At 68.2% G+C, this 21,747-nt stretch carries 20 protein-coding genes and 1 tRNA gene; 4 read left to right on the plus strand and 17 right to left on the minus strand.

The window, feature by feature from the left end; all coding sequences use genetic code 11:
- The 7 genes from ACHAA3_RS01800 to ACHAA3_RS01830 all read right to left on the minus strand — a co-directional run bounded on the left by ACHAA3_RS01800 (position 1) and on the right by ACHAA3_RS01830 (position 6,051).
- Positions 1-933, minus strand: coding sequence for a Ppx/GppA phosphatase family protein (locus tag ACHAA3_RS01800; protein ID WP_435707218.1), 933 nt, complete (start codon positions 931-933; stop codon positions 1-3).
- A 5-nt stretch (positions 934-938) separates the two neighbouring features.
- Positions 939-1,451 (minus strand): DUF501 domain-containing protein, encoded by a 513-nt coding sequence (locus ACHAA3_RS01805; RefSeq protein WP_435707219.1) that lies wholly within the window; start codon positions 1,449-1,451, stop codon positions 939-941.
- Positions 1,448-1,948 (minus strand): FtsB family cell division protein, encoded by a 501-nt coding sequence (locus ACHAA3_RS01810; RefSeq protein ID WP_435707220.1) that lies wholly within the window; start codon positions 1,946-1,948, stop codon positions 1,448-1,450. Before ACHAA3_RS01810 ends, ACHAA3_RS01805 begins: the two co-directional genes overlap by 4 nt.
- 72 nt (positions 1,949-2,020) lie before the next feature.
- On the minus strand, positions 2,021-3,298 hold the full coding sequence (gene eno, locus ACHAA3_RS01815; RefSeq protein WP_435707221.1) for a phosphopyruvate hydratase: 1,278 nt from the start codon (positions 3,296-3,298) through the stop codon (positions 2,021-2,023).
- Positions 3,299-3,335: 37 nt separating this feature from the next.
- A complete protein-coding gene (locus ACHAA3_RS01820) occupies positions 3,336-3,923 on the minus strand; it encodes a MazG family protein (protein WP_435707222.1) in 588 nt (195 codons plus the stop codon).
- Entirely contained in the window at positions 3,923-4,549 is a 627-nt protein-coding gene (locus ACHAA3_RS01825) for a hypothetical protein (protein ID WP_435707223.1), read from the minus strand. Before ACHAA3_RS01825 ends, ACHAA3_RS01820 begins: the two co-directional genes overlap by 1 nt.
- Positions 4,546-6,051, minus strand: a complete 1,506-nt coding sequence (locus tag ACHAA3_RS01830) for an APC family permease (protein ID WP_435707224.1) — start codon at positions 6,049-6,051, stop codon at positions 4,546-4,548. Before ACHAA3_RS01830 ends, ACHAA3_RS01825 begins: the two co-directional genes overlap by 4 nt.
- Before the next feature lie 63 nt (positions 6,052-6,114).
- On the opposite strand from ACHAA3_RS01830, the gene ACHAA3_RS01835 reads away from it, so the two are divergent.
- Positions 6,115-6,678: a 1-acyl-sn-glycerol-3-phosphate acyltransferase gene (locus ACHAA3_RS01835; RefSeq protein WP_435707225.1), complete on the plus strand. Its 564-nt coding sequence runs from the start codon at positions 6,115-6,117 to the stop codon at positions 6,676-6,678.
- Here the strand turns inward: ACHAA3_RS01835 and mfd are convergent.
- The 6 genes from mfd to ACHAA3_RS01865 all read right to left on the minus strand — a co-directional run bounded on the left by mfd (position 6,675) and on the right by ACHAA3_RS01865 (position 15,823).
- Positions 6,675-10,166 (minus strand): transcription-repair coupling factor, encoded by a 3,492-nt coding sequence (gene mfd / locus ACHAA3_RS01840; RefSeq protein ID WP_435707226.1) that lies wholly within the window; start codon positions 10,164-10,166, stop codon positions 6,675-6,677. The two genes, ACHAA3_RS01835 and mfd, sit on opposite strands and share 4 nt — an antisense overlap.
- A 13-nt stretch (positions 10,167-10,179) precedes the next feature.
- A complete protein-coding gene (pth, locus tag ACHAA3_RS01845; RefSeq protein WP_435707227.1) occupies positions 10,180-10,752 on the minus strand; it encodes an aminoacyl-tRNA hydrolase in 573 nt (190 codons plus the stop codon).
- The gene (locus tag ACHAA3_RS01850) at positions 10,749-11,435 is read right to left on the minus strand and encodes a 50S ribosomal protein L25/general stress protein Ctc (protein WP_435707228.1); all 687 of its coding nucleotides are present in this window, start codon (positions 11,433-11,435) and stop codon (positions 10,749-10,751) included. The genes pth and ACHAA3_RS01850 overlap by 4 nt, the downstream gene beginning before the upstream one ends.
- 174 nt (positions 11,436-11,609) lie before the next feature.
- Complete coding sequence (locus tag ACHAA3_RS01855) at positions 11,610-12,575, minus strand: ribose-phosphate diphosphokinase (protein WP_435707570.1); 966 nt, start codon at positions 12,573-12,575, stop codon at positions 11,610-11,612.
- 1 nt (position 12,576) lies between these two features.
- Positions 12,577-14,037 (minus strand): bifunctional UDP-N-acetylglucosamine diphosphorylase/glucosamine-1-phosphate N-acetyltransferase GlmU, encoded by a 1,461-nt coding sequence (gene glmU, locus ACHAA3_RS01860; RefSeq protein ID WP_435707229.1) that lies wholly within the window; start codon positions 14,035-14,037, stop codon positions 12,577-12,579.
- A gap of 142 nt (positions 14,038-14,179) precedes the next feature.
- Positions 14,180-15,823, minus strand: coding sequence for an AMP-binding protein (locus ACHAA3_RS01865; RefSeq protein WP_435707230.1), 1,644 nt, complete (start codon positions 15,821-15,823; stop codon positions 14,180-14,182).
- Positions 15,824-15,949: 126 nt separating this feature from the next.
- On the opposite strand from ACHAA3_RS01865, the gene ACHAA3_RS01870 reads away from it, so the two are divergent.
- The gene (locus ACHAA3_RS01870; protein WP_435707231.1) at positions 15,950-16,570 is read left to right on the plus strand and encodes a maleylpyruvate isomerase family mycothiol-dependent enzyme; all 621 of its coding nucleotides are present in this window, start codon (positions 15,950-15,952) and stop codon (positions 16,568-16,570) included.
- Between the two features lie 13 nt (positions 16,571-16,583).
- Here ACHAA3_RS01870 and ACHAA3_RS01875 read toward each other — a convergent pair.
- The 4 genes from ACHAA3_RS01875 to ACHAA3_RS01890 all read right to left on the minus strand — a co-directional run bounded on the left by ACHAA3_RS01875 (position 16,584) and on the right by ACHAA3_RS01890 (position 19,353).
- A tRNA-Gln gene (locus ACHAA3_RS01875) sits at positions 16,584-16,662 on the minus strand.
- Between the two features lie 14 nt (positions 16,663-16,676).
- Positions 16,677-17,453: a methyltransferase domain-containing protein gene (locus tag ACHAA3_RS01880; RefSeq protein ID WP_435707232.1), complete on the minus strand. Its 777-nt coding sequence runs from the start codon at positions 17,451-17,453 to the stop codon at positions 16,677-16,679.
- A 45-nt stretch (positions 17,454-17,498) separates the two neighbouring features.
- Complete coding sequence (locus ACHAA3_RS01885) at positions 17,499-18,842, minus strand: amidase family protein (protein WP_435707233.1); 1,344 nt, start codon at positions 18,840-18,842, stop codon at positions 17,499-17,501.
- A 43-nt stretch (positions 18,843-18,885) separates the two neighbouring features.
- Positions 18,886-19,353, minus strand: a complete 468-nt coding sequence (locus ACHAA3_RS01890; protein ID WP_435707234.1) for a hypothetical protein — start codon at positions 19,351-19,353, stop codon at positions 18,886-18,888.
- An 88-nt stretch (positions 19,354-19,441) separates the two neighbouring features.
- Between ACHAA3_RS01890 and ACHAA3_RS01895 the strand changes: the two genes are divergently transcribed.
- Positions 19,442-19,957 carry a MarR family winged helix-turn-helix transcriptional regulator gene (locus ACHAA3_RS01895; RefSeq protein WP_435707235.1) on the plus strand — a complete coding sequence of 172 codons (516 nt, stop codon included), beginning with the start codon at positions 19,442-19,444 and terminating at the stop codon, positions 19,955-19,957.
- 9 nt (positions 19,958-19,966) lie between these two features.
- On the plus strand, positions 19,967-21,742 hold the full coding sequence (locus ACHAA3_RS01900; RefSeq protein WP_435707236.1) for an ABC-F family ATP-binding cassette domain-containing protein: 1,776 nt from the start codon (positions 19,967-19,969) through the stop codon (positions 21,740-21,742).
- Positions 21,743-21,747 lie beyond the last annotated feature (5 nt).

Here is a 21,747-nt window from a genome sequence, read left to right on the forward strand (position 1 = left end):
CTACGTCGCAGCGCCCCAGGCGATGCCGTCGAGGATGTCGTGCTCGCTGATGATGAGCTCGTCGGTCGCCAGTGGCATGAGCTCGATCAGCCGGTCCAGGATGAGCGCTCCCCCACCGATCACGTCGGCGCGGCCCGGGTGGAGGTAGGGCAGGTTGCGGCGATCCATCATCGACATCTGGGCCAGCGACAGGCAGGCACCCTGCACGTCCTCGACCGAGAGACGTGCCAGATGGAGCGCCTCTGAGTCGTACGAGGGCAGCGCCAGCGCGTGGGCCGCGACGGTGGTGACGGTGCCCGCGACACCCACGAAGGTCTCGACAGGCGTGATGTCACCGACGATGGGAGCCAGCTGGGCGTCGAGATGGGTCATGCAGGCAGTCAGCTCGGCCACGGTGGGCGGGTCCCCGAGCAGAAACCGCTCGGTCAGCCGCACCGACCCGACATCCAGCGACACCGCCGTCTCGAACGGATCACCGGCCACGCCCGACCCGACGACGATCTCGGTGGAGCCGCCACCGATGTCGACCACCAGCGTGCGCCCCGGCTCCAGGCCCTTGGTCGCTCCCAGGAAGGAGGCGTGGGCCTCCTCGACACCGGCCAGGACCTCGGGCCGCACGCCGAGGATCGACTCGACGGCGTCGCCGAAATCCTCACCGTTGTCGGCGTCCCTCACCGCTGAGGTGGCGCAGAAGCGGACGATCGAGACACCGAACATCGCGATCAGCTCGGCGTATTCGCGGCACACGCCCAGCGTGCGCTGGATGGCCGCCTCGCTCAGGTGGCCTGTGCGGTCGACGTCCTCACCCAGCCGGACGATGCGCATCTCGCGCAGCACGTCGGTCTTCTCGTCGCCGGACACATCACTGACCAGCAGGCGGATCGAATTCGTGCCGCAGTCGATCGCGGCCACCCGGGTGCGCGTGTCAGGCATGCGCCTCACCCTATCGACTCCCGGGCGTCCGCGGCCGGAGCGCACGACGAGGCGCCCCACCAGTCGCCGAGCAGGGCGACGGTCTCATCACCGAGCGGGTTGGTCCCCGGGCCCTTGGCCAGCGCATGGGCCGCGAGGACGTGCAGGCACTTGACCCTGGTGGGCATTCCGCCAGCGGTGATGCCGTCGATCTCCGGGACGTGCCCCACGGCCACACGTTCCGCAAGATATTCCTCGTGCGCACGCTGGTAGGCCTGCGCGAGCGCTTCGTCGTGGAGGATCTTCGCACTCATCTCGCGCATCAGACCGGACGCCTCGAGAGTGCCGATCTGCCCGGCCAGCCGCGGACACGTCAGGTAGTAGAGCGTGGGAAACGGTGTGCCATTGGGCAGCCGCGGTTCGGTCTTGACCACGTTGGGGTGGCCCGACGGGCACCGTGAGGCGACCTCGATGACGCCGCGTGCCGGACGACCGAGCTGCTCGGCGAGGGCGTCGAGATCCTCGGCGGTGACGCTCATTCGTCGTCCTCCCCGAGCACGTCGTCGGTGGTGTCGGGCGGGGCGACATCGCCCTCTGGTTCACCGGAGGTGACGACGCTGCCCCACAGCTTGTCGTACCAGGCGTCGGGGCGGGCCTCGGCCGGCGCGTCGAGGGTCGGAACGTCGCCGCGGACCTCACCATCAGCGCCGATCACCCGATATCCGATCTCCCCGGGCATGACCCACCCGAATCGTTCACGCGCCTGCTGACGGATGTAGGCCGGGTCGTCGAAACGCTCTTTCTGGTCCTGCAGGCCAGCGATCTCTGACTTCAGCTGGGTGCGCTCGGCCTGCGAGGCCGAGATCTGCGACTGCGCCGACCACCACGCCCGGAACGTGGCGGTGTACGAACCCACGAGCAGCAGCACGACCATCAGCAGCAGCACGGCGCGGGTCGTGATCTGCGGTCCGCTGCCTGACTTCTTGGTCGGACGCTTGCCACCCGGACGCTTGCCGCTGGGGCCCACCTTGCCCACGCGCGACGGTGCGCCCGGGCGTGATGCACCCGGGCGCCGCGGCGGCTTGCGTGAGGACCCTGCCATCTGCGGTCAGAACGCCAGACGAGGAAATGCCGAAGCGCCGGCATAGACAGCGGCGCTGCCCAGCAGCTCCTCGATGCGCAGCAGCTGGTTGTACTTCGCCACCCGGTCCGAGCGCGCCGGCGCACCCGTCTTGATCTGACCGCAGTTGGTCGCGACGGCGAGATCGGCGATCGTGACGTCCTCGGTCTCGCCAGATCGGTGGCTCATCATGCAGCTGAAGCCGTGCCGGTGGGCGAGATCGACCGAGTCGAGGGTCTCGGTCAGCGACCCGATCTGGTTGACCTTGACCAGCAGGGCATTGGCTGCACCCTCCTCGATGCCACGGGTGAGTCGTTCGACGTTGGTGACGAACAGGTCGTCGCCCACGACCTGCACGTCATCGCCGACGGTGTCGGTGAGCGTGGTCCAGCCGGCCCAGTCGTCCTCGTCGAGCGGATCCTCGATCGAGACGATCGGGAAGTCCGCGGCCAGCTGCGCGTAGTACGCCGACATCTCCTCGGCGGACTTCGCCTCGCCCTCGAACGTGTAGACGCCGTCGCTGAAGAACTCGCTGGCTGCCACGTCGAGCGCCAGCGCGACGTCGGTGCCAGCCGTCAGGCCGGCCTTCTCGATGGCCACGGAGATCAGCTCGAGCGCAGCCCGGTTGGAGTCCAGGTTGGGCGCGAAACCGCCCTCGTCGCCCAGTCCGGTGGACAGTCCCTGCTCCCGGAGCACCGCCTTGAGCGCGTGGTAGACCTCGGCGCCGGTGCGCAGTGCTTCGGAGAACGTGGGCGCACCGATGGGCGCGATCATGAACTCCTGGATGTCCACGTTGGAGTCCGCGTGCGAGCCACCGTTGAGGATGTTCATCATCGGCACCGGCAGCACGTGCGCGTTCGGGCCTCCGACGTAGCGGAACAGCGGCAGACGCGCCGAGTCGGCGGACGCCTTGGCCACGGCGAGCGAGACGCCGAGAATGGCGTTGGCGCCCAGCGTGGCCTTGTTGGGCGTGCCGTCCAGATCGAGCATGATCGCATCGACGACGCGCTGCTCGTCAGCATCGACGCCGACCAGCGCGGGGCCGATCTTCTGGTTCACGCCGGCCACGGCCTTCTGGACGCCCTTGCCCAGGTACCGCTCGCCACCGTCGCGCAGCTCCACGGCCTCGAACTGGCCGGTGGAGGCTCCTGACGGAACCGCAGCGCGACCGATCGTGCCGTCGCCGAGGGCGACCTCGACCTCGACGGTCGGGTTGCCTCGTGAATCCAGGATCTCGCGTGCTCCGACGGCTTCGATGCGTGCCACAGATGCTCCTTGGTGGTGATGGGTGTCAGTTCTCAGACTAATGGGCCACCGGGGGAAGATGGCGCACCTGCTGGCGGAGCGCCTGCTCGGCGTCGATCCCCTCGGCCCGGGCCAGGGCCACCAGGGCCAGCAGCTGCGCCCCGATGTCGGCCGTCTCGTCGGCACGCTGCACGGGCGGGTCGCCCAGACGACGCAGCACGGCGTCGGCGTAGGCGAGCGCCGGAAGAGTGGGTGGGATCCCGTCGTGCACCGAGTCGCGGCGCTTCTCGGTCGCCTTGACCGCCTGCCAGGCGGCGTCGATCTCATCGGGCGTGGAGGCGCCACCGTCGGCAAACACGTGCGGGTTGCGGCGGACGAGCTTGGCAGTGATGCCGCGCGCCACGTCGTCGATGTCGAACCCGTCAGTCTCGCTGGCGATGCGAGCGTGGAAGACCACCTGCATCAGCAGATCGCCCAGCTCCTCGCGCAGATGGTCGGGATCCTCGGGAGACTCCAACGCCTCAAGGGTCTCGTGCGCCTCCTCCAGCAGGAAGTGCGCCAGGGACTCGTGGGTCTGCTGCGCCGTCCACGGGCACTCACGCCGCAGCCGGTCCATGACCTCCACGAGCTCGGCCAAGGCCGACATCAGCTGCAGCGCAGCGCTTCGGGCAGGTCCTCGACCGCTGGAGTCCCAGGCGTCGCCGTGACCGACAGGGAGCCAATCTGCGGCGCCGGCTGGCCATCGTCGCTCAGTCCGAGCCGGGGCGAGAACTCGACGTCGAACTCGCTGAACGACTCCAGCGCCACGGTGCGACCCGCCTCGGCCAGCTGGTCGCGGTTCTGGTCGGTGACCTCGGTGGAGGTCTCGTCGCCGCCGATCTGTGCCAGCAGCTGGAACAGATCCTGCGCTTGGGCCAACACGTCGGCGACCTCTGGGGCCCGATCACCGAACACCTCGGCGAACTGCGCGGGGTCGGGCTTCACCGGCGTCGGCACCGCGATGTCGCGCTGCTCGGCGATCTCGGTGGCAACCCTCTCGAGCACGAGGTCGGTGACTGCCTGCTGCCGGATGGCGGCGTTGTCGATGGCCTGGACGCCCTGCTGCTGCGCCTGCAGCGCCGTGACGTCGCAGTAGATGCGTGCGGAGTCGTCGAGGGCGGACATCGAGATGGTCCGGTTGTCGACCGTGGCCGCGGCGCCGGGAGTCAGCGCTCCGCAGGACGACAACAACAGGCCGGCAGCCGCCAGGGGCACGAGGCGAAGGAGTTTCACGGCTCCATCGTAGACGTCCGGCTCGCGAGGTTCGCGTGCTTGCGTCCGTAGAGGGCGTAGACCAGCAGACCGAGCGCCAACCACACGAGGAACCGCAACCAGGTCTCGACAGCCAGGTTCGTCATCAGGCCCACGCACAGCACCGCCGACACGACCGGCAGCAGCGGCACCTGCGGAGTGCGGAAAGGACGCTCGAGGTGCGGCTTCGTGCGGCGCAGCACCACCACGGCGATCGAGACGACGAGGAACGCGAACAGCGTCCCGATGCTGACCATCTCGGCCAGAGCGGCCAGCGGGACGAACGCGGCGATCACGGCCACCACGATCGTGGTGCCGACCGTGAGACGCAGCGGGGTCTGGTACTTCTCGTCGATCTTGCCGATGCTGGCCGGCAGGAGCCCGTCGCGGCTCAGGGCGAATCCGATGCGCCCCATCGCCACGATGTCGACCAGGATCACCGAGGTGAGGCCGGCGATCGCCGCGATCCCGACCAGGATGCCGGCCCAGCCGAGACCGACCTGCCTGAACGCGTCGGAGATCGGAGCACCCTCAGACAGGTCGGTGTACCGGACCATGCCGACCAGCACGAAGCACACCAGGACGTACAGCACGGTGCAGATGGCCAGCGTGCCGAGCAGCCCGCGCGGCATGTCCTTGGCCGGATCCTTGGTCTCCTCACCCAGGTTCGCCACCGCCTCGAACCCGCTGTAGGCAAAGAAGACGATCGCCGCGGCCACGAGCACACCGGTCACCCCGAATGACGTCGGTTCCGCGCCCGAGACGAACTGCCACAACGGTTGCTGCAGGCCGGCGAGGGCGTTGTCTGCCTCCTGTGGCCGCGACGGCGGGATGTACGGGCTGTACAGCGACACCTTGATGAAGAAGATGCCGACCGCGATGACGAACAGGCAGACCGAGACCTTGACGACCACCAGCATGTTGGTGAGCCACTTGGCCTCGCGGATGCCGATGGCGGCGACGAAGCCGAGCACCAGCACGATGAAGGCGGCGCCGAGATTGACGACGGAGTCCTCCTCACCGAAGAACGCCTCGGGCAGACCGAAGGAGTCCTGCAGGTAGCCCGACCACCCGCGCGCCACGACGGCCGCACCGAGCCCGAACTCCAGGATCAGGTCCCACGCGATGATCCACGCGAACACCTCGCCGATCGTGGTGTACGCGTAGGTGTAGGACGACCCAGCGGTCGGCACTGCGGCGGCCAGCTCGGCGTAGCAGAGCGCAGCCAGCAGGGCGACCACGCCGGCGATGAGGAACGAGATCATCACGGCCGGGCCGGCGTTGTTCTTGGCGGCCACGCCGGTGAGCGTGAAGATGCCCGTGCCGATCACGATGCCGACGCCGAACCCCATCAGGTCCCACTGGGTCAGGCGTCTGCTCAGACGGGCGTGGTGGTCGCCGCCCGGCTGTTCCTCGTTCTGCCGCACGACGTCGTCCACGTTCTTGGTCCGCACCAGCTGGCCCCAGAGCCCCCGTCGATTCACCCTCACAATCTAGCGAGGTCGGTGCGCATCGCAACGAGTCCCCTGTCGTGGCAGGCTGGTCGCATGGTGCGTCAGCGGCTGGCCCGCGCAATCGTGAAGATGATGCGGTACCGGATGGTCGGCGACGTGCCGCCCAGCGGGATCCTGGTCGGCGCACCTCACACGTCGAACTGGGACTTCGTCACGATGCTGCTGGTCATGTGGCACGGCGGCGCTCACCCCCGTGTGCTGGTCAAGAAGCAGCTGTTCAAGGGTCCCCTCGGCTGGGCGCTGCGGGGACTCGGCGGGATCCCGCTCGACCGCGACAACGCCAGCACGGTGGTCAAGGAGCTCGCCGACGAAGCCAGCGGGGGCGAGCCGTTCCGCCTCATCCTGGCGGCCGAGGGCACCCGGTCCAGGGGCGAGTACTGGAAGTCGGGCTTCCTGCGGCTCTCGCAGCAGACCGGCCTGCCGATCACCTTGGCGTTCTTCGAGCCCTCCACCCGCACCATGGGGTTCGGCCCCACGTTCCATGCCACCGACGACGTCGTCGCCGACATGGACCTCGTCCGCGAGTTCTACGCCAACAAGGGCGGCGTCAAGCCCCGAAACGCAACTCCACCCCGTCTTCGCGAGGAGAACCGCTAGGCGACAAGCGTGTCGATCACGAGGGTGGACCACTCGAGGAGGTCTCGGCCGTCGATGGGCTTGCCGCCGATCCCGGAGGTCTTGGGTCGGGGCACCAGGATCACCTCGGCCGCAGCCTTGTAGGTGCTGCGCGGGTAGATCCGACTCATCCGCATCTGCGCCGAGTCGGGCAGGACGATCGAGGCGAACCGCACGTTGGGGCCAGCTGCGGTGATCTCGCTGAGTCCGGCGTCGCGGACCTTGACCCGCAGACGCGCGACGTCGAGCAGCATCTGAACCACCTCGGGCGGCTCGCCGTAGCGGTCCACCAGCTCGGCCCGCAGCTCGTCGACGTCGGTGAGCGCTCGCACGTCGGCCAGGCGCTTGTACATCTCGAGGCGCAACCGCTCGCTGGGCACGTACTCGTGCGGCAGGTGCGCCTCGATCGGCAGCTCGATCTTGACCTCGCGCTCGGGTTCACCGTCGCCTCGGAACTCCGAGACCGCCTCGCCCACCAACCGGACGTACAGGTCGAACCCGACGTCGGCGATGTGCCCGGACTGCTCACCACCGAGCAGGTTGCCGGCGCCTCGAATCTCCAGGTCCTTCATGGCCACGGCCATGCCGCCTCCGAGCTCGGAGTGCTGCGCGATCGTGGTGAGTCGGTCGTGCGCGGTCTCGGTCAGTGGCTTGTCCGCCGGATACAGGAAGTAGGCGTAGGCGCGCTCGCGACCACGCCCGACCCGGCCGCGCAGCTGGTGCAGCTGCGACAGACCTAGCGAGTCCGAGCGTTCGATGATCATCGTGTTGGCGTTGGAGACGTCGAGGCCGGACTCGACGATCGTGGTGCAGACCAGCACGTCGAAACGCTTCTCCCAGAAGTCGACCATGACCTCCTCGAGCCGGTGCTCGCCCATCTGACCGTGCGCCGACGTGATCCGCGCCTCCGGCACCAGCTCGGACAGGCGGGCCACCACCTTGTCGATGGACTGCACCCGGTTGTGGATGAAGAAGACCTGTCCCTCGCGCAGCAGCTCGCGCCGGATCGCGGCAGTGACCGTCTTGTCGTCGTAGGCGCCGACGAACGACAGCACCGGGTGGCGCTCCTCCGGCGGAGTGGCGATGGTCGACATCTCACGGATGCCGGTGACCGCCATCTCCAGGGTGCGCGGGATCGGCGTGGCCGACATCGACAGGACGTCGACGGCGGCGCGCAGCATCTTCATCGCTTCCTTGTGCTCGACGCCGAAGCGCTGCTCCTCGTCGACGATGACCAGACCGAGATCCTTGATCCGGACACCCGGCTGCAGCAGCCGGTGCGTGCCGATCACCATGTCGATGCTGCCATCGGCCAGACCGGCGAGCGCCTTCTTGGACTCCGCCTCGCTCTGGAAGCGCGACAGCGGCGCCATCGTGACCGGGAACTGGCCGAATCGTTCGGCGAAGGTGGCCAGGTGCTGCTGCACGAGCAGGGTGGTGGGCACCAAGAGGATGACCTGCTTGCCGTCCTGGATCGCCTTGAACGCCGCACGCACCGCGATCTCGGTCTTGCCGTAGCCGACGTCGCCGCAGACCAACCGGTCCATCGGGACCGTGCGCTCCATGTCGCGCTTGACCTCATCGATCGTGGAGAGCTGGTCGGGCGTCTCGACGTGCGCGAAGGCGTCCTCCAGCTCGGCCTGCCACGGGCTGTCCGGCCCGAAGGCGTGACCCTGCGTTGACTGTCGGGCCGCGTAGAGCTTGATCAGCTCGTCAGCGATCTGACGCACCGCACGACGGGCCCTGGACTTGCGGGTCGACCAGTCACTGCCGCCGAGCTTGTCCAGGCTGGCCTGCTCACCGCCGATGTACCGGGTGACCTGGTCCAGCTGATCCATGGGCACGAACAGCCGGTCGGCCGGTTGGCCGCGCTTGCTGGGCGCGTACTCCACGACCAGGTACTCACGCGCCGCACCCTGCACGATGCGCTGCACCATCTCGACGTACCGCCCCACGCCGTGCTGCTCGTGGACGATCAGGTCGCCGGTAGCCAGCTCGAGCGGATCGACCTGCTTGCGGCGCCGGGCCGGCATCTTGCGCCCATCCCGATCGCTCGATCGATCGGCCGGACGTTGGCCGACCAGGTCGTTGTAGGTGACGACGACGAGGTTCAGTGGGGGTGAGACGAATCCGTGGTCGAGCTCGCCCACGATGACCTGCACGACTCCGGCCGACGCATGCTCCTCGAGCGTCGAGGCGATGTCGTGCTCGCCCAGCCACTCGACGGTGCGCTGGGCCTGGCCGGCTCCTGGCAGCACCATGACCACCTGCCGACCCGCTGCGAGCCAGCTGCGGGTGTCCGTCAGCGCGGTGGCGGTGTCGCCGCGATAGGTCGGCGCAGCCTCCATGTCGACGGTGCGGGTGTCGTCGATGTCAAGACCGAACGGTGACAGGCCGATCCAGCCCAGACCCCGGTCGATGCACTGCTGGCGCACGTCGTCGAGCTGGTGGAAGGACGCTGCCCCGAGGTCGATGGGCGCTTCGCCACCGTTGCTCGCGGCGTTCGCCCACGATGCCTCGAGGAACTCTGCGCTGGTGGCGTTGAGATCGGCAGCGCGGGCGCGAACCCGCTCCGGATCGCACAGCACGATGCTGGTCCTGTCCGGCAGAAGGTCGACCAGCAGCTCCATCTCATCTACGAGGACCGGGCTGAGCGACTCCATGCCCTCCACGACATGCCCCTCGGCCAGCTTGCTCAGCAGCTCGCGCAGGCCCGGGTGGGACTCGGCGAGGGTCGCGGCGCGGCTGCGCACCTCATCGGTCAGCAACAGCTCGCGACACGGCGGGGCCCACACCCGGTCGACCTTCTCCAGGGTGCGCTGGTCGGCGACCGCGAACTGGCGGATCTCCTCGATCGTGTCGCCCCAGAACTCGATGCGCAGCGGGTGCTCCTCCGTCGGCGGGAACACGTCGACGATGCCGCCACGAACGGCGAACTCCCCGCGGCGCTCGACCAGGTCGACCCGGGCGTAGGCGGCGGCGGCGAGGTCGGCCACGACGGTGTCGAGTCCGGCGTCCTCACCGGCACGCAGCTCGACCGGCACGAGATCAGCCAGACCTCGCACCTGGGGCTGCAGCAACGAGCGGACCGGAGCCGTGATGACGCGAACCGGCCCGGTGTCCACGGTGTCACCGGGGTGGACCAGACGACGCAGGACTGCGAGACGCCGGCCGACGGTGTCCGAGCGCGGCGACAGGCGCTCGTGCGGCAGCGTCTCCCACGAGGGGTAGTGCACGACCGCGGCGGGGCCGAGCAGCTCGGACACCTGTGCGTGCAGGTCCTCGGCCTCGCGCTCCGAGGACGTGATCGCCAGGACTGTTCCGCCGCTGGCGAGCGCGCGGGTGAGGAACGGGCGCAGCGGTTCGGGCCCGCGCACGTCGATGACGTCCGCGCCGCGGGCACGGTCGGAGGTGATCGCGGCGATGGTCGGCTCGTCGGCCACGATGTTGGCCAGGTGCTGCAGGTCCATCAGAGGTCGCCCCTCACCGGTTGAACGCACCCTGGGTGGCGGCCAGGCCAGCGGTCATCAGCGACTCGATCGCGTCGGCCGCTTCTTCCAGGTGCACCGGCAGGTCCTTGCGCTCGGTCGATGAATAGGCCTTGAGCACGAAGTCGTGCACCGACTGGCTTCCCGGCGGACGGCCGATGCCGACCCGCACGCGGAAGAAGTCGCCCGTGTCGAGCGACTGGCGGATCGACTTCAGGCCGTTGTGCCCGTTGTCGCCTCCACCGCTCTTGATGCGCAGCTGCCCGAAGTCGATGTCGAGCTCGTCGTGGATCACGATCAGCTGCTCGGGCCCGACGCCGTAGAACCGGGCCAGCGTCGAGACCGGGCCGCCGCTCTCGTTCATGTACGAGCGGGGCCGACCCAGGACGACTCGCTCTCCGACGAGTCGCCCCTCGATCGAGTCCGCTCGCCCGGCACGGTGCTTCTTCCAGCGTCCGCCCAGACGGGCGGCCAGGACGTCGGCCACCATGTACCCGACGTTGTGACGGGTCGCGGCGTATCCCGAACCGGGATTGCCGAGACCCACCACGAGCCAGGGTGAGGTCACTCCTTGTCGGCGCTCGCAGGCGAGTCGCCCGAGGCGTCGTCGCCACCCTCGGAGCTTGCGGCCTCGGCGGCCTCCTCGTCGGTCTCGTCGCGCTCGATCCCGGCCTCGGCCTCGGCCTCTTCGAGCTCGGCATCCAGCTCGGCCTCGGTCGGGGCGGCGGTGATGTTGACGATGAGCATCTCGGCGTCGTCGTTGAGCTCAGAACCGTCGGGCAGCTCGATGTCGCTGGCGTGCAGCAGGCTGCCGATCGCAAGATCCTCGATGGACAGCTCGAAGAAGTTGGGGATCGCGGTGGCCTCGGCCTCGACCGACACCGAGTTGTTCTCCTGCATGACCATCGAGCCGGGAGCAGCCTCGCCGATGAGGTGCACCGGGATGTCGACGGTGACCTTCTCGCCCTTGCGGACGATCAGCAGGTCGGCGTGCTCGATGAAGCCGCGGATCGGGTCACGCTGAACCTGCTTGGGGATGACCAGGTGGTGGCTGTCGCCCATGTCGATGTTCAGCAGCGCGTTGGAGTTCTTCAGCGCCATCATCAGGGCGTGGCCCGGAAGCGTCACGTGCACCGGGTCGACGCCGCCGCCGTAGAGCACGGCGGGAACCTTGTCGTCGCGGCGGATGCGGCGAGCCGCGCCCTTGCCGAACTCGGTGCGGGTCTGGGCGGCAATCTTGATCTCGGCCACGGGGATCTCCTCGAATACGTGCGTTGGACGTGCAGATGGATGCGAATCTGGGGCGCCTCCGCGGGTGCGCGACGCAGCACTCACAGCGGAGCGCCCGTCGATCACGGTCCGTCAGGACCCTCGCCGAGGCAGCCCGGTGAGTCTATCCCAGCGGGCTCGCAGCAACGAAATCCGTCAGGAGAACAGGCTGGTGACCGAGCCGTCCTCGAAGACCGCCGACGTCGCCTGCGCCAGCAGGGGCGCGATGGAGAGGATCGTCAGCTTCTCGAAGTGCTTGTCCTCGGGCACGGGCAGCGTGTTCGTCACGATGACCTCAGAGGCCACGGAGTTCTCGAGCCGCTCGACGGCCGGCCCGGAGAAGACGGCATGGGTGGCCGCGATCACGACCGATGCAGCGCCCTCGGCCATCAGGGCCTCGGCGGCCTGCACGATCGTGCCGCCGGTGTCGATGAGGTCGTCGACCAGGATGCACACGCGCCCCTCGACCTCGCCGACCACACGATTGGCCTTCGACTCGTTGGGCTTGAGCGGATCGCGCGACTTGTGGATGAACGCGAGCGGGGCGCCCCCGAGGGAGTTGGCCCACTGCTCGGCGACCTTGATGCGGCCCGCATCGGGTGAGACCACCGCGAGGTTGTCGGTGCCGTACTTGGCGATGACGTGACGCGTCAGGATCGGCATGGCCAGCAGGTGGTCGACCGGGCCGTCGAAGAATCCCTGGATCTGCGAGGTGTGCAGATCGACGGTCATCAGGCGATCCGCGCCGGCGGTGGTGAACAGGTCGGCCATCAGCCGGGCCGAGATCGGCTCGCGGCCCAGGTGCTTCTTGTCCTGACGGGCGTATCCGTAGAACGGCAGGATCACGGTGATGCGCTTGGCCGAGGCGCGCTTGAGCGCGTCGATCATGATGAGCTGCTCCATGATCGAATCGTTGATCGGAGCGGCGTGGCTCTGGATCACGAAGGCGTCACATCCGCGGACCGACTCGTCGAACCGCACGTAGATCTCGCCGTTGGCGAAGTCGTAGCTGGTGGTCGGCACCAGGTCGACCTCGAGCAGGTCAGCGACCTGCGTGGCCAGGTCGTGGTGCGCCCGGCCGGAGAAGAGCATCAGGCTCTTGATCGTGGTGCGGTTCGACAGGCTACTCACCGGGGACGTCTCCATCGTGGGGGTCGGGCTGCTCGTCGTGGGCTTCCTGCGCCGCCTCGGCAGACGCCGAGCCGGGATGCTTGCGCTGCACCCACCCGGACATCGTCCTCTGCTGACCCGCGGTCACTGCAAGCGCCCCCGCCGGAACGTCCTCGCGAATGGTCGAGCCCGCGCCGGTGAACGCCCCGTCGCCGATGTCGACCGGCGCGACGAACGTGTTGTCCGATCCGGTCCTGGCGTGCCGTCCGATCCGAGAGCGATGCTTGGTTCTTCCGTCGTAGTTCGCGAAGATCGTGCCGGCACCGATGTTGGCCCCCTCGCCGATGTCGGCGTCCCCCACATAGCTCAGGTGCGGGATCTTGGCACCGGTCCCGAGCGTGGAGTTTTTGATCTCGACGAACGTGCCGACCTTGGCCGACTCGCCGATCTCACCGCCGGGGCGCAGGTAGGCGAACGGTCCGACGCTGGCGCCCGGCCCGATCACGGTGTCGGATCCGTGAGTGCGCACGACGGTTGCTCCGGCGCCCACCTCGATGTTGCGCAGGGTGGTGTCGGGACCGATCGTGGCGCCCTGATCGACCGTGGTGGCACCCAACAGCTGGGTGCCGGGCAGCACGGTGACGTCGCGCGCCAGGGTGACGGCCGAGTCGATCCAGGTCGTGGCGGGGTCGACGATGGTGACGCCCTCGGCCATCCAGTGCGCCGTGATGCGCCGGTTCAGCTCGGCGCCCATCCGGGCCAGCTGGGCCCGGTCGTTGACCCCTTCGGTCTGCCACATGTCCTCGAGCATGTGGGCCCCCACGGGCAGCGCCTCGCTGACGGCGTGGGCCACGATGTCGGTGAGGTACAGCTCGCCCTGGGCATTGGTCGGCGTGAGACCGGAGACGGCCCGACTCAGGAACTCCGCGTCGACCGCGAGGATGCCGCTGTTGATCTCGGTGATCGCACGCTCGGCATCGTCGGCGTCGGCGTGCTCGCGGATCGCCACCACCGAACCGGCGCCGTCACGCACGATGCGGCCGTAGCCGGCCGGCTGGGCCACCACGGAGGACAGGATCGTGACGGCTCGCGCCGCGGTGCGGTGATCGTGGACCAGCGCAGCCAGGGTGTCGGCCGTGAGCAGGGGGACATCGGCGTAGGTGATGAGCACGGTTCCGGTCAGCGGCTCCCTCAGCGCATCCAGGGCGACGGCGACGGCATGGCCGGTACCCCGCTGCTCGGTCTGCACGGCCTGCACGACGCCAGTGTCGATCGCCGCGATCGCACCGCCGACCTGCTCTCGGTCGTGACCGATCACCGCCACCGTGCGTTCGGGATCGACGCCCGCCGTGGCAGCCAGCGCATGTGCGAGCATGCTGCGGCCCCCCAGCTCGTGCAGCACCTTGGCGCGCGTCGATTTCATGCGGGTCCCGGCCCCTGCGGCCAGGACGATGACAGTGACCTGCGTGCTCATTCGGCCTACGGTAGCCCGACTCCGTGGAGTCCGAGGAGCCACCGACCCATCCTGGAGGGCGTTGCTGTCGAATCACCGTCGGAACCTCCTCTGTTGGGAGAAACCCGCTGCGGACGCGACCCTTGGGTCGCGTCCACAGTGTTCAGAGGCCCCGTACCTCAAGACCCAGGCGCTGCGCTGACTCCTCACGCATCTGCACCTTGCGGATCTTGCCGGTGACCGTCATGGGGAATTCGTCCACGACCAGCACGTGGCGCGGCACCTTGTAGTACGCCAGCCTGCCGTCACAGAAGGCCCGGACGGCATCGGTGTCGAGCAGCGCTGCGCCGTCCTTCATCACGATCCAGGCGCAGAGCTCTTCGCCGTAGCGTTCGTCGGGGACGCCGACGACCTGCACATCGGCGATGTCGGGATGGGAGTAGAGAAACTCTTCGATCTCGCGCGGATAGATGTTCTCACCGCCACGGATGACCATGTCCTTGATGCGGCCGACGATGTTGCAGTAGCCGTCCTCGCGCATCTCGGCGAGGTCGCCGGTGTGCATCCACCCGTCGGCGTCGATCGCCTCAGCGGTCGCGTCCGGCCCAGAACCTCCGTGCAGTGGCCAGTAGCCGAGCATGACCGAGTAGCCCTTGGTGCAGAACTCGCCGGGTTCTGCGCGCTCGACGGTGTCGCCGGTGAGGGCGTCGATGACCTTGATCTCGACGTGCGGGTGCACCCGGCCGATGCTCGCGGTGCGTCGTTCCAGGTCGTCGTCGGCGAGGGTCTGGCACGAGACCGGCGATGTCTCGGTCATGCCGTAGGCGATCGAGACGCCCGTCATGTTCATGTCCTCGACGCAGCGCTTCATGACCTCGATCGGGCAGATGGAGCCGGCCATGATGCCCGACCGCAGGTGCGAGAAGTCGGTCGTGGCGAACGACGGGTCGTTCTGCATCGCGATGAACATCGTGGGCACGCCGTACAGGACGGTGCACTTCTCGGCCTCGACGACCGCCAGGGTGGTGGCGGGGTCGAATCCGGGCGCCGGGATGACCATGGTGGCCCCGTGCGTGGTGCATCCGAGGTTCGCCATCACCATGCCGAAGCAGTGGTAGAACGGCACGGGGATGCACAAGCGGTCGTCGCTGGTGAGGCGGATGGTCTCGGTGGTGAAGTAACCGTTGTTGAGGATGTTGCGGTGCGACAGCGTCGCCCCCTTGGGCCGACCAGTCGTGCCGGACGTGTACTGGATGTTGATGGCGTCGTCGGGGCTGAGGCCAGCCATCACCTCCGCGACGCGTTCGCGTGGCACGGAACTGCCTTCGGCCACGAACTCGCTCCACTCCTCCTTCCCGAAGAACACGACACGTTCCAGGCCGGGCAGCTGCGAAGCAGTCTCGGCGACCATGGCCCGATAGTCCGACGTCTTGAACGACTCGGCCGCCAGCAGCATCCGCATGCCGGAGTGCTCGACGGCGTAGGCGAACTCGTGGGTGCGATAGGCGGGGTTGACGTTGACGCAGATGACCCCGATCTTGGCGGTCGCGTACTGCGCGATGGTCCACTCGGCGCAGTTGGGCGCCCAGATGCCGACCCGGTCACCGACCTGGAGATCGGCGGCGAGCATCGCCTGGGCCAGTGCGTCGACGTCGGTGTCGAGCTCGGCATAGGTCCAGCGTCGTCCGGTCGCCACCTCGACCAGCGCCTCGTGATCGGCGTGCTCGGCGACGGTGCGCACGAAGTTCGCGCCGATCGTCTCGTCGAGCAGGGGGGTGGTGGTCTCTCCGACGTCGTGGGACAGCATGCTCCGACGGTACGTGATACAGATCACCTGACAACCTAACCTCCGGGATGACCGCTGCGCCTTGCGGCATCAAGGTTGCTCCACATTGAATGAAGTTCTGACCTTCGAAGGATTGGAACGCCGATCATGACCAGCATCAAGGAACTCGCGGCCGCCGAACGAGACGACCTGGCGATCCTCCTCAGCGGACTCAGCGACGTACAGTTGGCCGCACCGTCGCTCTGCCCCGGCTGGTCAGTGCGTGACGTGGCCGTGCACGTCGTCAGCTACGACGGACTGTCGGTGCCCTCTCTGCCGCTCGCGTTCATACGCGGGAGATTCGACGTAGACCGGATCAACGAGATGGTGTTGCGCTCCTACGACGCGGTGCAGGGCAAGGGAGTCGCTGAGCTCGTCGCTGAGCGACGGAGTCCGCGAGGCTTGACAGCCGGATTCGGTGGTCGCATCGCGCTGACCGACGCCATGATCCATCAGCAGGACATCCGCCGGGCCCTCCATGTCCCGCGAACGATTCCATCCGACCGCATGATCACCGTCCTGGATTTCGCCCTCCGCGCACCCACCATCCCTGTCATGAAGAACGCCAAGGGACTCCATCTCGTTGCCCGCGACATCGGTTGGACCCACGGCTCGGGCGCCAAAGTCACCGGACCGTCGGAAGCACTGTTGATGGCCCTTGCGGGACGCCGAGAAGCAATAGCCGAACTCGACGGGCCGGGCGTGACTGCACTGGCTGAGCGGCTGTAGCGCCCTGATCTTGCTCCCCGGGCAGGAGTCGAACCTGCGTCGCTAGTCCTGATTCAAAGTCAGGCGGGCCCTGCCGGCAGACCAACCGGGGATCGGTCAGAACAGTCTAGAGCCAGGGCTTCACCGCGACACAGAACACCCGCGCGAACGGTAGAACGGTGCCGAAGTCGCGCCGCGGAAAGGCCTCACGCAGCGCGGTCTTGTACTCACGGACGAACTGGCTGCGCAGGCCGTCGGGCAACGCTTGCAGGATCGGGCGTGCACTGGTGCCGGAGATCCACTCGAACACGGGGTCCTCGCCGGGCAGGACGTGCTGGTACTCGGTCTCCCAGGCATCGACGGACCACCCGAGTCCCGCGAACAGGGCGAGATAGTCCGCCGCGCTCTCCGTGCCGCGGTCCTCGTGCAGGCCCTCGGTGTGCTCGGCGAACGGCCCAGCCGAGGAGATCTCGTGCAGCAGTCGGTGGCTGGGGGCATCGAAGTTGTGCGGGGTCTGGATCGCGAACGCGCCACCTGGGCTGACGTGGGCCGCCAGTCGCTCGATCACGCCGAACGACCTGGGCACCCATTGGAAGAGCGCGTTCGACGTCAGCACGTCGATCGGTCCACCCGGCTGCCACTCAGCCACGTCGGAGGCCTCGTAACGTGCGCGCGGGTCGGCATTCTCGGCCTCCGCGCGCTCGATCATCTCGGCCGAGGAGTCGACCCCGAGGATGTCGGCCTCGGGGAATCGAGCACGCAGCACCGGTGTCAGCTGACCGGGCCCACACCCCAGATCGACGACGCTCGACGCCTCGACGCCGATGCGCGAGACCAGGTCGACGAACGGCCTGCCTCTCTCGTCGGCGAACTGCAGGTACTGGGAGGGGTTCCACGAGGACATACCGTCAGCCTTGGACCTACCTATCTTGATGTCAAGATACTTCGATCAAGATAAACCGCCCTCGACCTGACCCGCCACCGACATCAGTCGTGCGTCGTCACCGGGTCGCGCGATCAGCTGGACCGCCAGGGGCAGGCCGTCGACGGTGGCGCCGGCCGGCATGGAGACCGCCGGGGCGCCTGCGTGATTCCACTGCGCCGTGTAGGGGTAGTGGCTGTTCATCGCGAGCACCAGGCGAAGTCCGCCCAGGCCTTCCCACCGTCCGATCGGCAGCGCGGGGCCCGACATCACCGGAGTGAGCAGCACGTCGACCCCCAGCTGATCGTGCACCGAGGCGCCGAAGGCACGGCCGCGCCGGATGGCCCAGTCCACGACCTTGGGCGTGAAGGGAGCGCCGAGCCGGGCGATCGTGCGCGTGCGATCCTCCAGCATCTCCAGGTCGTCGACAGCCACGGCACTGTCGTGGATGCCACGCAGATAACGCACCGTCAGGGACTTGGCATCGAGGCCATACGGGATCTGCACCTGACGCACGTGGTGTCCGGCGGAGGCGAGCGCGGTCACGGCACGGTCGAGAGCCGCGCGGGCCTGCGGGTCGAGCGCGGCGGGTCGGGTGGCCGACGAGCCGCTGAGGGACCATCCCACCCGCAGGGGCGGTGGTGCGTTCCGCGCGGCCTGCGACAAGGACTCGGGAAAACGACCGAACTCATCGAGGAAGATCCCGGTGTCCGCCAGCGTCGGGGTCACACACCCCTGGGTGGAGAGCCCGTACCACCCACCACTGCTCGGCATCGTGCCCTGGGTCGGCTTGAACCCCACCAGCCCACAGCTCGCCGCCGGGATGCGAATCGAGCCGGCACCGTCGGACGCCGTGGCGATCCCGACCACACCCGCGCCGACCAGCGCCGCCGACCCACCCGACGACCCACCCGGCGAGTGACCGGTGTGGTGCGGATTGCGGGTGATGCCGTGCGCCTCCGTCTCGGTGAACCCGTAGATGGCGAGCTCGGGCAGGGTCGTCTTGGCCACGATCACCAGGCCAGCGGCACGCAGACCGGCCACCAGATCCGCATCGACAGCGGCCGGTCTCGTCATCGAGCGGCTACCGCGACCGGTGACCAGCCCGGCCAGGTCGAGATCGTCCTTCACCGCGATCGGCACGCCGGTCAACGGACCGGCGTGCCCCGCCGCTCGGCGCCGATCAGCCGCATCTGCGGCAGCCAGGGCTTCTTCATCGAACATCGCCACGGCGGCATTCACCTGAAGCTGCTGGCCCCGGATCGCCGACAGCGTCGCAGCTGTGAGCTCGCGCGAGGTGACCTCGCCGGCGGCCAGCAGCTCGGCCTGTCGAGCAGCACCCAGTGCGGTCACGTCACGGGCATCGCTCATTCCGGCAATCTACTGGCAGCCCTGTGTCACTGGCAGCCCTGTGTCACTGGCAGCCCTGGGCGATGGGGGTGATCTTCTCGGGGTCGATGAAGTCGGTCGGCGTGAGGTCCTGATCGATGGCCGCATCGAGGATGCAGTTGGCGGTCTCCTCGGGGATGCCCTGCGAGGTCATTCCCGTGATGATCGAGTCACGCAGGGCCGGGTCGCTGAGATCGGCGTCGACGCCCTCGGCAGCGCCGGCGATGTCCTCCGGCGAGGCGCCCTGAGCACACTCGGCGCCCGCCTCGGCAGCCATCGTCTGCTGGTCGTCCTGCGCCATGTCGGCGTACTCGTCGAGGCTTCCGGCCTCGGTCTTGACCTCGTCCAGCACGCAGTTGGCCAGGGAGTCGCTGAAACCAGAATCCTTCAGCTCCTTGAGGAGGTCCTCCTCGGAAGCTCCACCTCCACCACCGCAGGCGGTCAGGGTGGCCATGAGGGCGAGTCCGGCGAAGGCGGACACAATCTTCTTCATGGGCAAAAGGTAACAGGAACAACGGGTCACAATGTGTCCGGCTACGACATCTTGATGTCAAGAATCTTGATGGCCTACCGTGAGGGACATGGAGGACGAGGTCGACCGACTGGTCGTGGCATGGCAGCGCGAACGGCCTGATCTCGATGTCGCCCCCATGCAGGTCCTCAGCCGCATCTCGCGCCTGGCCGTGCACCTGGACCGCGCTCGCCGCGAGGCCTTCGCCGATCACGGCCTCGAGACCTCCGACTTCGACGTCCTTTCGGCCCTGCGCCGCGCCGGCTCGCCCTATCAGCTCTCCCCCGGCCTGCTGGTCCAGCAGACCCTGGTGACCAGCGGAACCATGACCCACCGCGTCGACCGACTGGTCAGCAAGGGATTCGTGGAGCGTCTTCCCGATCCCGCCGACCGTCGGGGTGTGCTCGTGCGCCTGACGGACGCAGGGCGGTCGGCGGTCGACGGCGCATTCGGTGCGCTGCTGGACCGCGAGCAACGACTGCTCGCCGATCTGGACGCCGACACGACCGGTCTCGTCGCCGACGCCCTGCGCACCCTCTCGCTGCCATTCGATGCCACCGTGCCTCGTCCTTCTCGGCCTTCCTAGACTTCGGACGTGGCTCACCTACTCGGCGTCGAACAGATCGCGCTGGACTTCCCGACCAAGACCGTCTTCGAGTCGGTGACGATCGGCATCGACGCGGGCGACCGCATCGGCATCGTCGGCCGCAACGGCGACGGCAAATCCACGCTGCTGCGCATCCTCGCCGGACTCCAGCAGCCAGACTCCGGCCGCGTCACCGTCCGCAACGGGGTCACGATCACGATGCTCGACCAGACCGACACGCTCGACCAGGCTGGCACCGTCGCGCGGGCAATCGTGGGCGACCGCGCCGAGCACGAGTGGGCCGGAGACGCACGCATCCGCGACGTCATCACAGGCCTGGTCTCCGACATCGGGTGGGACTCGGTCATCGGGACCCTGTCCGGTGGTCAACGCCGACGGGTCGCCCTGGCCTCGCTGCTCGTCGAGGACCACGACGTCCTGTTCCTCGACGAGCCCACCAACCACCTCGACGTCGAGGGCATCACCTGGCTCGCAGAGCACCTGAAGACCCGATGGTCCGCGAACGCGGGCGGCCTGCTGGTCGTGACGCACGACCGGTGGTTCCTCGACGAGGTCTGCACCGCCACCTGGGAAGTGCACGGCGGCATCGTCGAGCCGTTCGAGGGTGGCTACGCCGCCTACATCCTGCAGCGCGTCGAGCGCGACCGTCACGCCGCCGCGACCGAGTCCAAGCGACAGAACCTGATGCGCAAGGAGCTGGCCTGGTTGCGTCGCGGCGCACCGGCGCGCACGTCCAAGCCCAAGTTCCGCATCGACGCCGCCAACGAGCTGATCGAGAACGAGCCACCGGCGCGTGATCCGATCAAGCTGCAGCAGATGGCCACCTCGCGCCTCGGCAAGGACGTCGTCGACATCCTCGACGTGTCGGTGTCGTACGACCAACCTGTCCTCAAGCAGGTCGAGTGGCGTATCGGGCCGGGAGAGCGCACCGGCATCCTCGGCGCCAACGGATCGGGCAAGTCGACCCTCCTGGGTCTGGTGACGGGCAAGGTCGAACCCACCACGGGACGCGTCAAGCGCGGCAAGACGGTCAAGGTCGTGACGCTGACCCAAGAGCTCGACGAGCTCAAGGACGTCGGATCGGACCGGGTCAGCGACGTCGTCGGACGCCAGCGCACGTCATACGTCTCTGGCGGCAAGGAGATGACGCCGAGCCAGCTGCTGGAGCGGCTCGGCTTCACCAGCGCCCAGATGTCCACGCCGGTCCGCGACCTGTCTGGTGGGCAGAAGCGGCGCCTGCAGCTGCTGCTGATCCTGCTCGACGAGCCGAACGTGCTGGTGCTCGACGAACCGACCAACGACCTCGACACCGACATGCTCGCGGCGATGGAGGACCTGCTGGACTCCTGGCCGGGAACCCTGCTGGTCGTCTCGCACGACCGGTACCTGCTCGAGCGCGTCACCGACACCCAGTACGCGATCCTCGACGGTCACCTGCGGCACCTGCCTGGCGGCGTCGATGAGTACCTGAGCCTGCGCCGCGAACCCACATCCCGCAACACCTCGTCGACACCTGCTCCGGCTGACAACGCCCTCAGCGGCGCCGAGCGCCACGCCGCCCGCAAGGAGCTGGGTGCCGCCGAGCGCAAGATCAAGAACCTGATCGGCACGATCGAGAAGCTGAATGGCGAGCTGGCCGTTCACGACCCGACCGACCACGTCGGTCTGGGTCGCATCGGACAGCAGATCCAGACCGCCGAGGCCGAGCAGTCCACGGCCGAGACCCGGTGGCTGGAGCTGTCCGAGAAGCTGGCTCCCGCCTAGGGGCG

It is taken from the genome of Aeromicrobium sp. CF3.5, assembly GCF_051262695.1.
Lineage (GTDB): Bacteria > Actinomycetota > Actinomycetes > Propionibacteriales > Nocardioidaceae > Aeromicrobium.

Coding starts and splice junctions, on each gene's coding strand:
- ACHAA3_RS01800 (WP_435707218.1), bottom strand. CDS start 933: ATGCCTGACACGCGCACCCGGGTGGCCGCGATCGACTGCGGCACGAAT.
- ACHAA3_RS01805 (WP_435707219.1), bottom strand. CDS start 1,451: ATGAGCGTCACCGCCGAGGATCTCGACGCCCTCGCCGAGCAGCTCGGT.
- ACHAA3_RS01820 (WP_435707222.1), bottom strand. CDS start 3,923: ATGTCGGCCTTGGCCGAGCTCGTGGAGGTCATGGACCGGCTGCGGCGT.
- ACHAA3_RS01835 (WP_435707225.1), top strand. CDS start 6,115: ATGGTGCGTCAGCGGCTGGCCCGCGCAATCGTGAAGATGATGCGGTAC.
- mfd (WP_435707226.1), bottom strand. CDS start 10,166: ATGGACCTGCAGCACCTGGCCAACATCGTGGCCGACGAGCCGACCATC.
- glmU (WP_435707229.1), bottom strand. CDS start 14,037: ATGAGCACGCAGGTCACTGTCATCGTCCTGGCCGCAGGGGCCGGGACC.
- ACHAA3_RS01865 (WP_435707230.1), bottom strand. CDS start 15,823: ATGCTGTCCCACGACGTCGGAGAGACCACCACCCCCCTGCTCGACGAG.
- ACHAA3_RS01870 (WP_435707231.1), top strand. CDS start 15,950: ATGACCAGCATCAAGGAACTCGCGGCCGCCGAACGAGACGACCTGGCG.
- ACHAA3_RS01880 (WP_435707232.1), bottom strand. CDS start 17,453: ATGTCCTCGTGGAACCCCTCCCAGTACCTGCAGTTCGCCGACGAGAGA.
- ACHAA3_RS01885 (WP_435707233.1), bottom strand. CDS start 18,842: ATGAGCGATGCCCGTGACGTGACCGCACTGGGTGCTGCTCGACAGGCC.
- ACHAA3_RS01890 (WP_435707234.1), bottom strand. CDS start 19,353: ATGAAGAAGATTGTGTCCGCCTTCGCCGGACTCGCCCTCATGGCCACC.
- ACHAA3_RS01895 (WP_435707235.1), top strand. CDS start 19,442: ATGGAGGACGAGGTCGACCGACTGGTCGTGGCATGGCAGCGCGAACGG.